The organism is Desulfocurvibacter africanus subsp. africanus DSM 2603 (assembly GCF_000422545.1).
Lineage (GTDB): Bacteria > Desulfobacterota > Desulfovibrionia > Desulfovibrionales > Desulfovibrionaceae > Desulfocurvibacter > Desulfocurvibacter africanus.
Genome location: NZ_KE383873.1, coordinates 199,041 through 212,388, shown reverse-complemented (window position 1 = coordinate 212,388; position 13,348 = coordinate 199,041). Strand labels below are relative to the sequence as shown.

The following is a 13,348-nucleotide window of genomic DNA, read 5'->3' as shown; positions in this document are numbered from 1 at the left end:
AAAACCATGTCTGACGAGAACAAGCAGGCCGGCGAGCCTGCCGGCAATGGGGAACCCACGGGGAACGGCGAGCCCGCAACCCAGGAGAATCAAGAGCTGAAGGCCATGCAGGACGCCCTTTCGAGCGTTCTGGAAGACCTGAAGGCGGACATTCCCGAGAACATGCGCGAGCTGATTCCCGGCGGCCTTCCGCCTGCCGAGCAAATCAAATGGATTCGGCAGGCTCAGAAGAAGGGCCTCTTCGCCAAGCCGGCCGCGAACAGCCCGGACAGCAAGCAGCCCAGCGGCAAGAAGCCAGCGGACCTGGACGGCATGACGCCGCATCAAATGCTTGCCATGGGCTACGGCAATTAGCTTAGGCCCAGCGCTTTTGACATTGAGTAGTCAGGCGCATTGGAAAGGAACCACTGCCAAGCCTGCTTATTATTGGACTTGTATTGATACTGTGAGTTCGTGTTCCTGAAGGCACCATATTCAGGGTAAACAGCCAATTCCCAATGGCGAGTATCAAGCTGTCATCTGCCCGCAGTCTACCCTTAGGACAAAAGCGTTTCTTGTGAAGTGCGTGGCTTAACGCTTCAAAGATTGTTGGATTCAAGCAGACATTTACGAGCCTTCCATTGCTGAAAGTAACATAGTTCTGGAAGACGTGCTTCACGACATTCCAGTTGTGCTCAGCATAGTCCATCGCCCCTCCATAAAGCCGGCTCAACCGGTTATTCTTTTAACCATACTACCTTTTGGAGTGATTTCAATGCTTACTCTGACCGAGGCCTCTAAGCTCATCCAGAACCCGCTTCAGCGCGGCATCATCGAAATCTTCCCGCGTACCTCTCCCGTCCTGGAGCGCCTGCCGTTCCTGACAGTGAACGGTAACGCCTACAGCTATAACCTGGAGAAGACCCTTCCGGGCATCGCCTTCCGCGACTACAACCAGACCTATGACGAGTCTACGGGCGTCGTGAACCCGTACACGGAGAGCCTGAAGATTTTCGGCGGCATCTCCAAGGTGGACCGCGCCCAGGTCAAGACTCAGGGCAACGTGAACGACCTGCGCGCCATTCACGATGCCATGAAGGCCAAGGCCGCTGCTCTGGAGTGGACGAAGGCGTTCTTCAAGGGCGACACGGACGCCAACACGCTTTCTTTCGACGGCCTGGAGAAGCGCCTTACCGGCTCCCAGGTCATTGACGCGGGCGCTTCCACCGGCGGCGATGCCCTGACGCTCGCCAAGCTGGACGAGCTGATTGATTCCGTCCAGGCTGGCCCGGGCGTGCTCTTTATGAACAAGGCCATGCGCCGCAAGGTGAATACGCTTATGCGGGCCGCCGGCCAGGCTACCGAGGTTGTCTCCGACAGCTTCGGCCGCATGATTCCGACCTATGCTGGCATTCCCATCGGCGTCATCGAAGTGGACAAGGACGGCAACGAAATCCTGAGCTTCACCGAAGCCGACAGCGCCGGCAGTGCTGCTGCCTGCACGTCCATCTATGCCGTCCGCTTCGGCGTCATGGAATGGGTTTCGGGCCTGCAGGCTTCGCCCATGGAAGTCATTGACCAGGGCTTGAAGGACGTCTTCTATCAGACCCTCATCGAATGGATTTCGAGTATCGCCATCTTCCATCCGAAGGCGGCGGCTCGGCTCCAGGGCATCAAGAACGCCTAACGGCATTTCGGGCCGGAGATTGGCTCCGGCCCTTCAATCTGATTCGGTGTAGAAATGAGAGAGGGCCGGGAGATTGGCTCCCGGCCCTTAAATGCATAAACGTTATTCTGTACGAAGAGCGGTCTCTGTCGGCTGAGAAGCCTCTCTGAGGCGGAAATATGAAGTCCAATGCTTAATGCGTTCAAAGGTCCTATAGATGATGTTCTCTTGTTTCTTCTTCACTAGCTCGTTACTCCGACACAACTGCAATCGCAATATCATATCAGGAGTCCATTTCTTTATGACAATATCTTTTGCCAAGCGCAGGAAGATATAGTCTCCAGCCTTACCTAGATAAATTAAAGGGACCTCATCTGTTTTTGACTCGATTTTCAAATCTAGCAATTCTGGAGTCACCTTCGTGTAATAGTATTCTTTATCAACGAAAAAAGCCGCAGTCCTAGACCAAGCAAAGGAACTAAACAACACCATGATAATAACAATAACAATCGGAAAACCAATGTTAATACTTTCCAAAAAGTTTTGAATGCGCCCACTTTTGTATAGCATTTTTACAAGCCCATAAAAAATGAAATACGACAAAAAGGTTAACAAGAGGTCGCTATCAAATTGCCAGACTCCAATCAAAAAGAAGCCTATGAAAGCATACATAATATAAAGAGCAGCTCGTTCCAGGTAGTAAAAAAATTTTCGAGTTTTTGTTATTTTTTCTACATCATTACTAGTAGAATCTAAATGGTGTTCTAATTCATGACACCTGACACAATCTCTCACCTCTCCTTGCTTGCATTGAGTGAGAACTTCTCGCATGCTTTCAGCAGTTTCTTTAGCCTGCTTTGTTTTAGAGATGGCTTGTTCATTGTAAGACATCAACCTAGGCAGAACACCAAAAAGCAGGAATAACCACAGAACAATAGAAAGCCAGCTTGCCTCCATTATTGGAAACAAGGTACTAATAAGCACATCGGAAGGACTCATGTACTCGTATATGTTAATACCAAAAGTATTCCAATATGCAAAGTGGTATATAAATGCACTAACAAATGCCAGCCCAAGAAAGATGAACCAATAGTCACTCTTGGTCAGCTTAATACCATCATTACTCATAGCATTCCTCTAATTAAGGGCTAATAGACTGGCCCAGCAGAGGCCATTTGCTTAATTTTGTTGATTGTATTCTATGTTACTACGAATGCCGAACAGGACAGTCGCCTTCCGCCGGCTAGCTGAATGCTTGCGGCAAGACCTATTTGATACCGCACAATAAGGGCTTAGTGAAAATTTAAGGGTGCCGGGCGGGCCTGACACCCGGCACATATACAGACTACTTCTTTTTGCTGGGCTTCGGGGCGGGAATCTTCTCAATGACCGTGGTTTTCGGGCGACGTTCAGCTTCCTTCACAGGGATAAACTGTCCGTTTCCTGCGTCACGTCCAATCTTGCGGTCGTTAGCCATTTTTATTCTGCCTTTCCAGACAGGGTTAAGGGCTTGCCCATTGCCCGTCAGGCATGATAGCAATTAGTATCCCAAAGCCTCTTGCTATCCAGGCCATGCCTTCGGAGTAATGGCCGGATGCCCTTGTCTAGGATTGAGGGCATCCACCCGTAAAACCGTCTGGTCCGGCAAGGCCAGACGGTTTTACTTCTCAAAGCCTTATTCTAGGGCTTGCGACAAACGCAAATCCCATGAACTGTGTGCACAATAAGTTGCAAGCTAAGTTTTGTATAGTACCTGCGCGCAAATGTACCGAGTTGCACATTGAAGTCCCGAACTGTGCCCAGAGGTACCACTTTCGCTGGAGCCCTCAAGCGCGGCCATGCTTCGCTAGTTCAGCTTTCCCGCCGCCCAGCGAATCTTGTTCCCCATATTTTCCCCAAGAGCAAAAACAAAGGCGCCAGTCTCTTCCTATGGAAGCTACTAACGCCTTGAAATACTTCTGGTACCGGGAGGGGGAGTTGAACCCCCATGGCCTTGCGACCGGCGGATTTTGAGTCCGCTGCGTCTACCAATTCCGCCATCCCGGCGTAAAAAAGGTCTTTTATGGCAGTGAGTGCTTACTGTCAAGCCAGGCCGGTTATTGACAGTGGAAAGCAGTTTCTCCATTGTGACCCCTCTTAAACAGGGGGACTTGCATGCTTCCCGTCGGCACCATCGTCAATGTCGCCGCCATTCTAGGCGGCGGAACCATCGGCCTTGTCATCGGCCGCCGCTTTCCAGAAAACATCCGCAATCTCGTATTTCAGGGCCTGGGCTTATGCACCTTCATTATCGGCGTGCAGATGGCCCTCAAGTTCAGCAATCCGCTGCTCATGATCTTCGCCATACTTTTAGGTGGCGTCACGGGCGAGCTGCTGCACCTGGAGGAATTCTTCGCCAGCCTGGGAGACCGGGTGAAGAGGCTCGTGCGCAGCCGCAACACCATGTTCACCGATGGCATGATCACCGCCTCGCTGCTCTACTGCGTCGGCTCCATGGCCATCCTGGGTTCCTTTGACGAAGGCCTGCGCGGCGACCCGACGCTCCTGTTCACCAAATCCATGCTCGACGGATTCGCCTCCATCGCCCTGGCCTCGACCTACGGCATAGGCGTGCTCTTCTCGGCCGTGCCGCTGTTCCTGTACCAGTTCTCACTGACCATGTTCGCCTCCATGTTCCGCGAAGTCATCACCCCGGGCCTTGTCACCGAACTGACTGCGGTAGGTGGTTTACTCATCATCGGCATTGGCATAAACCTCATGAAACTTACCTACATCCGCATCAGCAATCTCTTGCCGGCCCTGGGATTCATCGTGATCCTGGCCAAAATCTTCGCGGAGGGCTAGACATGCGCGCCTACGACCGCCAGGAAACCTTCGACATGCTCCCCTTCCGGGCCCTGGCCCGGTCGATCGACGCCATGCTCCAGGCCAAGAAGACTGGCAAGGCCGTGGCTCCCGCGCGAATGACCGTGCAGATGGAGGACAAGGGCACGCTGCTGATCATGCCGGCCTCCCAGGGCTCCCTGGCCGTGGTCAAACTGGTCACCGTGCACCCGGACAACTACGCGGTGCGACGCATGCCGACCATCCAGGGAGAGGTGGTGGTCATCGATACCGACGACGGCTCCCGTCTCGGCGTCCTGGATGGCATGGCCCTGACCGCCAGGCGCACCGCCGCCCTGACCATGCTCGCCGCGCGCAAGGTTGCCCCGGACCCCTACGGCCCGATCCTCGTAGTCGGCGCAGGCGCACAGGCCCGCGAGCACCTGCGTGCCTTCCGCGAGGCCCTGGTTTCGGAAAAAGCCTATATCTATTCCAGGCACGGCTCGAGCGCTCGGGAACTGGCTCGAGAGGCCAAGTCCTGGGGGTTGGATGCCGAGGTCGTGTCCTCGCCTGCCGAGGCCATGGACAAGTGCACGGTCATCATAACCGCCACCACGAGCCGCACGCCGGTCATCGGTCCCGAGGTGCGCGACGACGCCTTCATCGCGGCCATCGGCTCCTTCACGCCCGATGCCACCGAGTTGCCGCCGGAGCTCGTGCGCAAGTCCAGGCTGTTCGTGGACACCATGGAAGGCGCGATGGAAGAGGCCGGCGATTTCATCCAGGCCGGCGTGGACTGGTCGACGGTCATGGCCCTGGAGGACGTGGAAGACAAGGACAAGCCCGAGAAGGGTCCGGTGATCTTCAAGTCCGTGGGTCACGCACTATGGGATCTGGCAGCGGCCAAACTAGCTTTCGGACGTTAGAAAATCGGGAGGGGGTGCGACCCTCTCCCGAACCCTCACCCGCCAGGGAGATGATCTCCCTGGACCCACCATCTTCATGCTGTCCGCCTGAGCTTCCCTGTTGCCCGACGTGCATTGGCCAGCCATATTGATTCTGGTGTATTGTGCGTCCAGCGGCCGACCGGCCCGACATAAAAAGGGCCGCTGGCTTTCCACCAGCGGCCCTTGTGCATTCGGGAAAAGGAAGGCTACAGCGCGGCCTGCAGCAGTTCGCCGAACTTCTTGCAGCCCACCTGCGTGGAGCCTGGGATCTGGCCGGCCAAGTCCACGGTGACCTGCTTGCCGGAAAGGACCTTTTCCACGGCCTTGTGGATGAGCTTGGCCGCGTCATGCCAGCCGATGTGCTCCAGGAGCATGGCACCCGAGAGCACCAGGCTGCCAGGATTGGCCATGTCCTTGCCGGCGATGGACGGGGCCGTGCCGTGGGTGGGCTCGAAGAAAGCCAGCCTCTCGGACATGTTCACGCCCGGAGCGAGGCCCAGCCCGCCGACCTGCGCGGCAAGCGCGTCGGACAGATAGTCACCGTTCAGGTTCGGGGTGGCGATGACGCTGTACTGCTCCGGGTACATGAGCACGTTCTGGAACATGGCGTCGGCGATGCGGTCATTGAGGATCAGGCGCTTCTTGGCTCCTGCCTTAGCCTCCTCCTCGGTCATGACCTCGGCGGCGAACTCAGTCTTGGCCATCTCGTAGCCCCAGGCGCGGAAAGCGCCCTCGGTGTACTTCATGATGTTGCCCTTGTGGGCCATGGTCACGCTGGGCTTGTTCTGGTCCAGGGCGAAGCGGATGGCCTTGCGCACCAAGCGCTTGGAGCCGGCCGGGGTCATGGGCTTGATGCCTATGCCGGCGGTCTCGTCCACGTTTTTGCCCAGCTCGTCGCGCAGGAAGGCGATGAGTTTCTTGGCCTCGGGCGTGCCAGAGGCCCACTCGATGCCCGCGTACACATCCTCGGTGTTCTCGCGGAACACGACCATGTCCACAAGGTCGGGCCGCTTGACCGGCGACTCGATGCCCTGGAAGTAACGGATAGGCCGAATGCAGGCGTACAGGTCCAGCACCTGGCGCAGGGTCACGTTCAGGCTGCGGAAGCCGCCGCCCACGGGCGTTTCCAGCGGTCCCTTGAAGGCCAGGTCGGCGGACTTGAGCGTCTCCATGGTTGCATCGGGCAGATAGTTGCCGGTCTGGTCAAAGGCCTTCTTGCCGGCCAGGATTTCCTTCCATTCAAGCTTCTTCTGGCCGCCGAATGCCTTGGCCACGGCCGCATCCAGGACCGGCCGGCCCGCTGCCCACACCTCGGGGCCGATGCCGTCGCCTTCGATGAAATATACTGTTCTGGTTTCCATGCGCTCTCCTTGCGGTGTATGCCGATGGGCTGCGGGGGAATGGTCCCTTGGCAGGGTATGCCGGACCGATAGTGCCGAGTTTCACGAACAAGATTCGGTTTGTAGAGGCAAGCCGGGCCAGGGGTCAAGCCCGAAGCATCACAAGAGCGCCCGCAGCCGCTCCGGATCGTTGCCGTACAGGTCCGCAATGTGCCGCGTGATCTTGTCCGGCGGCCAATCCCACCAGGCGATTTGCAGCAACAGCTCGATAGTCTGCTCGTCGAAGCGCGTGCGCACCACGCGCGCCGGATTGCCGGCCACGATGGCGTACGGCGGAACGTCCTTGGTCACAACCGAGCGCGAAGCCACCACGGCTCCGTGGCCGATCTTCACGCCGGGCATGAGCAGACAGTCATAGCCGAGCCAGACGTCGTTGCCCACAACAGTGTCGCCCCTGAAGGGAAAATCCGGCAGCTTCGGCAGCGCCGTGTCCCAGCCGTCGCCGAAGAGGGTGAAGGGATAAGTGGTGAAGCCGGCCATGAAATGGTTGCCGCCGTTCATGATGAACTTCGCCCCCGCGGCGATGGCGCAGAACTTGCCGATGATGAGCCGGTCGCCGAGGAAGTCGAAGTGGTACAGAACGTTCCGCTCGAAGTTCTCCGACCCGTCGGGGTCATCGTAGTATGTATAGTCGCCCACGAGGATGTTGGGGCGGGTGATGAAATTTTTGAGGAAGCAGAGCCGCTTGACGCCGTGCATGGGATAAGGCGTTTCCGGGTTTGGGCCCTGTGCGCTTGGCATGGTTGGCCTCCATGGGTTGGAATAGGACGCGGGAGGGCAATGCTCTTTCCAGCTCTTGCTTGCCCTTGCGCAAACCGTCTCAGAGCAGTTTCAGGATGACCTCGGCTGCGGCAGCCAGATCGTCCACGGTGTAGTCCGCCCCGGCCTTGGCCTCACAGGTCGCGCCCTTGCCCGTGCGCACAAGGATGCTCACTGCCCCCGCCCTGCGGCCCAACTCGACATCGCTGACCTTGTCCCCAATAACGAAAGCCTGCCTGGGGTCCAGGCCCAGTTCCCGGGCAGCCTGGTCAAGCAGGCCCGTGCAGGGCTTGCGGCAGGCGCAGTCCGCCTCCGGGCCGTGCGGGCAGAAATAGTAGCGCTCGATGTGCACACCATGCTCGGCCAGTACCTCGGACAGCCGCGCGTTGACGAGATGCATGTCCTCCTCGCCGAAGTAGCCGCGTCCGATGCCCGATTGGTTGGTGGCAACGACAAGGCCCAGCCCCGCGCCAGCCAGCCGCGCCAAGCCCTCGACCGCGCCGGGCAGAAGCTCCACGCCCTCGGGGTCCGCGAGGTAGTGTTTGTCCACGATGATGGTGCCGTCCCGATCCAGGACGACATAGCGCTTAGTCATGCGTTTCTACCTGCTCGAAGTTGTACGATTGATTCGTCCCGCTAGTACCCGCCAGGTCTGAAGCGGTCAATCGCATCCACTCATTATGGCCGCCGTGCTGCGCAAGGGCCATGTTCGAGGCCCTGGACGCCGCTGCCCATGGAAACGCCACCGCAAATGTAACCATCTAATTTGTTTTGTAAATATTTGTAAAGAAACGTCCATCGGGCTCACAACTTGCTTCCTGTTGCCTGCGCAACTTCAAAAAGCTTCCTTGCAGGGCAGCCCGCCATAAGCATGGCTTGGAGACGTAAAGCGCATGCGTGAATCATCCTAGACACCTGCATCTCTCAGTAGCAAGGAGTCCCTTATGATCAGCGGCATAGGCGGCAGTACAGGGTATCTCTCCAACATGATGTCTGAAATGCGCCGGCAACAGACGAAGAGCGCCAGCCAGATGTCCGAGGAGCTGTTCTCCAAGGCCGACGCCAACGGAGACGGCGCTGTAGATGAAACCGAGCTGGCTAAGGCCCTGAGCAGCCAGTCCAAGGTCGGGGGCGGTGACGGGCCGAGCGCCGAGGAGCTGTTCGACTTCCTCGATGCCGACGGCGACGGTGGCATCACTGAGCAGGAACATGCCGACGGCCTGCAGACCCTTCAGGACCAGCTGCAAGGCCAGCAGGACAACATGGCCATGATGGGCATGCTGGATATGATGGGCATGAAGGCTCAGTCCGACCGGGATCAGACCTCCGGGGGACTGTTCTCCGAATTGGACGCCAACGGTGACGGTGTCATAGACGAAACCGAGTTGGCCAGCGCTCTGGGAGACAGCTCCAGCGTTGACAACGAAGAAGAGTCTGGTGTGGAGGAACTGATTGCCGCTCTCGATGCGGACGGCGACGGAGCCATCAGCGAGGACGAACTGGACGCCGGTTTGAAGACGCTCATGGAAGAGCTTGAAAGCCAACGCTCCGGCATGGCCATGCAGGGTATGGCCCCGCCCCCACCGCCGGAGCAGGGCCAGACGGACGGCGAGCTGTTCTCCGAGACTGACGCCAATGGCGACGGCGTCATCGACGCGGACGAACTGGCTAGCGCCCTGGAATCCAGGCAGGCCGAAGGCGGCAACGGGCCGAGCGCCGATGAACTGTTCGCGGCACTTGATGCGGACGGCGACGGAAGCATCACCCTGCAGGAGCACAGCGACGGCTTGCAGGTTATGCGCGCGCAGCGGGAAGCCGGCGGGTTTTCCGCTAACCTTATGGCTTCGGCGCTCCAGCAGTACCAGACCATGAGCCAAGGCATCCTGGGAATGCAGGCCATGACGCAAGTCAGCTTCTTCGCCTAGCGATCCTACGGCCGGGCCACTCCGAGCCACAAGGACGGGCTCGGTTCACTCGATTTCATTCACCCTTCCGGCGACGATGGAGCCTGGGTCTCAAGGATGGACCCGGCTCCTTTTCTTTTCTACCCCTTTGCCCTGGCGGCATTCTTTTCCCTTCGGCAACTCTTGCCGACCTACTCTGCCCGAAGCCCTGCTCTCCAGGCACTGCCCTGCCCCACGGGATTCGCTGCCGTACGGGATTCGCTGCCGTACGGGCCAGGATGCCCCGCCCAAGGCCAAGTATCCGTGGGCAGTGAATGAGCTTTGCTCAAGAGTTGCGGAGCTGAAAGAGCCAGAACGGCTTTTTCAATGGTCCGTCAGGGCTGGCTTCGAATTCCTTCTGACTGTGGATTCCCTGAAGCAGCTTGCTAGTGGGAGGGGTCCGAGGGGGACAACGCTCTCGCCCGGTTCACATGCAGCTTAGAGCATTTTGCTTTTGAAAATGCTCTGCAAGCCATGCGTCGGCATGGCTTGCCGCCGCATAGGCGTAGGCGCAATTCACTTGCGCCGTCAACGCCGGAGCGGACGTCTTAATAGCGATCTGCTCTAGTTATCCGAGTTCGTACAGGATGTCGCCGGGCTTGAGCTCGCCTTTAGCCAAGGCCGTGGCGGCCTTGACGCGGGGGCCCAGCACCGAGTCGAAGACTTCCACGCGCTTCCAACGCAGGTATTGATAGAATTCCTCTTCGATGCCGCCGCAGACCAGCGTGCCCACGGCCTCGTGGAGGATGAGATTGCACAGGTTCTCGGCCGAGGCCTGGGGCAGTACAAGCGTGCGCTCATCATGCCAGACTCCATCCTCGCCAAGCACTCCGATCCAGACTTCGGTGGCCAGATCGAAGCGCGGAGCCACGTCGTCGTCGTGTAGCAGAATCAGGACCTTGCTCTTGCGTGGCTCAGCCATGGTGTTCGTCCATGCCGTAGGATTTCATTTTACGCCATAGTGTGCTGCGGCCCCAACCCAGGATCTCGGCGGCCTTGGAGCGCCGGCCTCCGGCGCGCACCAGGGCATCAAGGATCATCCGACGCTCAACGTCCGGCCAGCTTTCGCCCAAGACCGGGTGCACATGCGGGCTGCCGCCTGCCGCGCCGGCAGGGGTCGAGATCGGTTGCAGGGCCTGGGTCTCGGCGGCCGGAACCGGCTCCGACCTCACACCGGAGCAAGCCGGAGCCTCGGTGATGTAGGCTGGCAGGTGCGCGCTGCGGATGCGTTCGCCCGGACAGACGTTGACAGCATATTCCACGATGTTGCGCAACTCGCGCACATTGCCGGGATAGGCATAGCCCGTGAGCAGCTTGAGCGCTTCCTCGCTGAATCCGCTCACGGCTTTGCCGAACTGGGCAGCGATGCTGCGCAGAAAGTGATCCAAGAGCATACGCACGTCCTCGCCGCGCTCGCGCAAAGGCGGCAGGGGCAGATGAACCACATTGAGACGGAAGAACAGGTCCTGACGGAAACGGCCTTCGGCCACCATATGCTCCAGGTCGCGATGCGTGGCCGCGATTACGCGCACGTCCACCTGCGCGCCGCGCGAAGAGCCCAGGGGGTATATGATGTGATCATCCAGGAAGGTCAGCAGCTTGACCTGCAAGGGCAAGGGGAGATCACCTATTTCAGTCAGGAACAGGGTGCCGCCCTGGGCCATGCGGAAGCGGCCCGGCCGGTTCTCCTCCGCGCCGGTGAAGGCGCCCTTGCTGTGACCGAACAACTCAGACTCGAGCAGCGGCTCGGGCAACGCGCCGCAGTTGACCTTGACGAAGGGCCCTTTGGCCCGCCGTGACGCCTTGTGGATGGCCTCGGCCAGCACGTCCTTGCCCGTGCCCGTTTCGCCGGTGATGAGCACTGGGGAGTCGGTCTGGGCGATGCCCGGCAGGATCTGAAAGATGCGCTCCATGCGCGGGCTGTTGCCGATGATGTGGCTGAAACCGAAGGCTTGGTTCTGGCGTGCGCTCAATTCGCGTATTAGCCGCAAGTCCTCCAGGGTCTCCAGATAGCCCGCCAGCCTGCCAGCGGTGTCCACCACGGGTGCGAAGGTCGCCCGCACCGGGATTTTCCGGCGCTCGCGAGTGAGCACATCGCCTTCCAGGCTCGTGGGCCGGCTCTCGGCTCCCATGCCGAGCAATGGGCAGCCTTTCACGCAATAGTTTCCGCGGAAGACATACATGCAAGGCGCGCCTCTGATCTCCTCGCGGGTGTAGCCCGTCAGGGCCTCGGCGGCGAGATTGATGGCCACCACGCGCCGCTCGGGCGTGAGCAGGGCCACGGCCATGGGTATCTCGTCCAGGAGGGGCAGCAGACACACGGGTGCGGCGTACAGGCCGGCGACCCGGGGCGCCGTGGTTTCACGAAATAGGGAAAGCTGATTATGTATCATGAGTGTTCATCCACTGCCGGCCATGATTCCATGGAACAGAACGAAACACAACGCCCGATTGCCGACTGCCTGCCTTTGCCCTGGCATGCCGGCCCAAATACGGTATGCTCGGATAAATACGACAGGCCCAACCGGCCGAACGAGGTCGCGACATATGACCATTGTCATCAATGATCCACAGGAATCCAAAGAATTCCTAAATGCAATCCTGGACAATATGGAGTCCGCGGTGCTGCTCCTGGACGCGGACATGCGCATCCATCATGTCAATCGGCGTTTTCAGGAACTGTTTCGCCATTCAGGGGAAAACGTCGTCGGCATCTGCTGCGGCAACGCCCTGTCCTGCGGCCATGCCGTGGAGGAGAACGTGACCTGCGGAAAATCCTCCCGCTGCGCCGAGTGCGGGTTGCGCGCTGCGGCGAAGCAGGCCTTGACCGGCGAAATCCCTAAGCGAAGCAGGCTGGTGAGGCGTTTCTATTTGCGCGGCACCCCCGAACGCAAGCACCTGGACTTCTGCTGCCGGCCCATGAACTACCGTGGCCGGAACATGGTCCTGGCCGTGCTGCACGATGTGACCGAGTTGGAGGAGCACCGCCTGGGGCTTTTGGAACACAAGGAACGACTGGAAATCGATCTGCGCTCCGCGGCGCTCATCCAGAAGAGCCTGCTGCCCCAGCCCGGCCTGCGCTTCCCCGGCCTGGAGCTGAGCTGGCGCTTCCGACCTTCGGAGGCCGTGGGCGGCGACATGTTCAACATCTTTCGCCTGGACACGCGACGCGTAGGCCTGTTCCTGCTGGACGTGTGCGGCCATGGCGTGTCCGCGGCCATGATGGCCGTGTCCGTATCGCGCCTGCTCTCGCCCGACGCAGGGACCGTCGTGGATGTGGACCAGTCCGTGTCGCCGCCCGAGCGCATCATGGAGCGTCTGGAGCGCGAGTTTCCCTTCGAGCGCTTCGGCAGCTACTTCTCGGCCCAATACGTCATTCTGGATGCGGTTGACGGCAGCCTGACCTATGCCAGCGCAGGGCACCCCCCGCCCGTGCTCGCGCGCGCGGATGGCCGCACCGAACTGCTGGACGTCCATGGTCCGGTCATCGGCCTGGATGCGGGTCTGCCCTTTCCCGCCGGTCAGGCCCGGCTCGAACCCGGCGACCGGCTCTACCTGTACACCGACGGCATTCCCGAACGTCGCGGCTCTGACGGCAGCCTGTTCGGCGAAGAACGCTTGACGCGCCTGCTGTCCACTGACGCCGGTCAGACCCTGGAGCAGGCCGTGGATGCGGTCTTCGCTCAGACCCTGGCCTTCGGCGCCAGCGCGCCAGCCGACGACATCTGCCTGCTGGGCGTGGAACGCAAACTCCTGAATATTACGTAGCTATCAGAAAGCCGCCTCTCGATCAGAGCAGATTGCTTTTAGAGCAGATTGCTTTTAAGACGC

Annotated in this window: 12 protein-coding genes and 1 tRNA gene; 6 read left to right on the top strand and 7 right to left on the bottom strand. The window is 59.3% G+C overall.

The genetic code is table 11. The annotated features are described in order from the left end of the window. Positions 1–6: 6 nt before the first annotated feature. Positions 7–354: a hypothetical protein gene (locus H585_RS0118685; RefSeq protein WP_027368949.1), complete on the top strand. Its 348-nt coding sequence runs from the start codon at positions 7–9 to the stop codon at positions 352–354. A gap of 400 nt (positions 355–754) precedes the next feature. After that, positions 755–1,666 carry a major capsid protein gene (locus H585_RS0118680; RefSeq protein ID WP_034628488.1) on the top strand — a complete coding sequence of 304 codons (912 nt, stop codon included), beginning with the start codon at positions 755–757 and terminating at the stop codon, positions 1,664–1,666. A 102-nt stretch (positions 1,667–1,768) separates the two neighbouring features. On the opposite strand, the gene H585_RS0118675 is transcribed toward H585_RS0118680, so the two are convergent. Further along, a complete protein-coding gene (locus tag H585_RS0118675; RefSeq protein ID WP_027368947.1) occupies positions 1,769–2,773 on the bottom strand; it encodes a hypothetical protein in 1,005 nt (334 codons plus the stop codon). Between the two features lie 831 nt (positions 2,774–3,604). Beyond that, a tRNA-Leu gene (locus H585_RS0118670) sits at positions 3,605–3,691 on the bottom strand. Between the two features lie 108 nt (positions 3,692–3,799). Between H585_RS0118670 and H585_RS0118665 the strand changes: the two genes are divergently transcribed. Beyond that, positions 3,800–4,489, top strand: coding sequence for a DUF554 domain-containing protein (locus tag H585_RS0118665; protein WP_014260530.1), 690 nt, complete (start codon positions 3,800–3,802; stop codon positions 4,487–4,489). Positions 4,490–4,491: 2 nt separating this feature from the next. After that, positions 4,492–5,394 carry a delta(1)-pyrroline-2-carboxylate reductase family protein gene (locus tag H585_RS0118660; protein WP_027368946.1) on the top strand — a complete coding sequence of 301 codons (903 nt, stop codon included), beginning with the start codon at positions 4,492–4,494 and terminating at the stop codon, positions 5,392–5,394. A 227-nt stretch (positions 5,395–5,621) separates the two neighbouring features. Here the strand turns inward: H585_RS0118660 and icd are convergent, their stop codons facing one another. From icd to H585_RS0118645, 3 genes are all read right to left on the bottom strand, one after another. Beyond that, positions 5,622–6,776, bottom strand: coding sequence for an NADP-dependent isocitrate dehydrogenase (icd, locus tag H585_RS0118655; protein WP_027368945.1), 1,155 nt, complete (start codon positions 6,774–6,776; stop codon positions 5,622–5,624). 138 nt (positions 6,777–6,914) lie between these two features. Next, on the bottom strand, positions 6,915–7,556 hold the full coding sequence (locus H585_RS0118650) for a CatB-related O-acetyltransferase (RefSeq protein ID WP_027368944.1): 642 nt from the start codon (positions 7,554–7,556) through the stop codon (positions 6,915–6,917). A gap of 79 nt (positions 7,557–7,635) precedes the next feature. After that, positions 7,636–8,169, bottom strand: a complete 534-nt coding sequence (locus H585_RS0118645) for a D-glycero-alpha-D-manno-heptose-1,7-bisphosphate 7-phosphatase (protein ID WP_027368943.1) — start codon at positions 8,167–8,169, stop codon at positions 7,636–7,638. A 349-nt stretch (positions 8,170–8,518) separates the two neighbouring features. Between H585_RS0118645 and H585_RS0118640 the strand changes: the two genes are divergently transcribed. After that, positions 8,519–9,499 (top strand): EF-hand domain-containing protein, encoded by a 981-nt coding sequence (locus H585_RS0118640; protein WP_027368942.1) that lies wholly within the window; start codon positions 8,519–8,521, stop codon positions 9,497–9,499. A gap of 586 nt (positions 9,500–10,085) precedes the next feature. Here H585_RS0118640 and H585_RS0118635 read toward each other — a convergent pair. Next, the gene (locus tag H585_RS0118635) at positions 10,086–10,439 is read right to left on the bottom strand and encodes a hypothetical protein (RefSeq protein WP_027368941.1); all 354 of its coding nucleotides are present in this window, start codon (positions 10,437–10,439) and stop codon (positions 10,086–10,088) included. Beyond that, positions 10,432–11,910: a sigma-54 interaction domain-containing protein gene (locus tag H585_RS0118630; RefSeq protein WP_027368940.1), complete on the bottom strand. Its 1,479-nt coding sequence runs from the start codon at positions 11,908–11,910 to the stop codon at positions 10,432–10,434. Before H585_RS0118630 ends, H585_RS0118635 begins: the two co-directional genes overlap by 8 nt. A 154-nt stretch (positions 11,911–12,064) precedes the next feature. On the opposite strand from H585_RS0118630, the gene H585_RS0118625 reads away from it, so the two are divergent. Continuing rightward, positions 12,065–13,285, top strand: a complete 1,221-nt coding sequence (locus H585_RS0118625) for a SpoIIE family protein phosphatase (protein WP_027368939.1) — start codon at positions 12,065–12,067, stop codon at positions 13,283–13,285. Positions 13,286–13,348 lie beyond the last annotated feature (63 nt).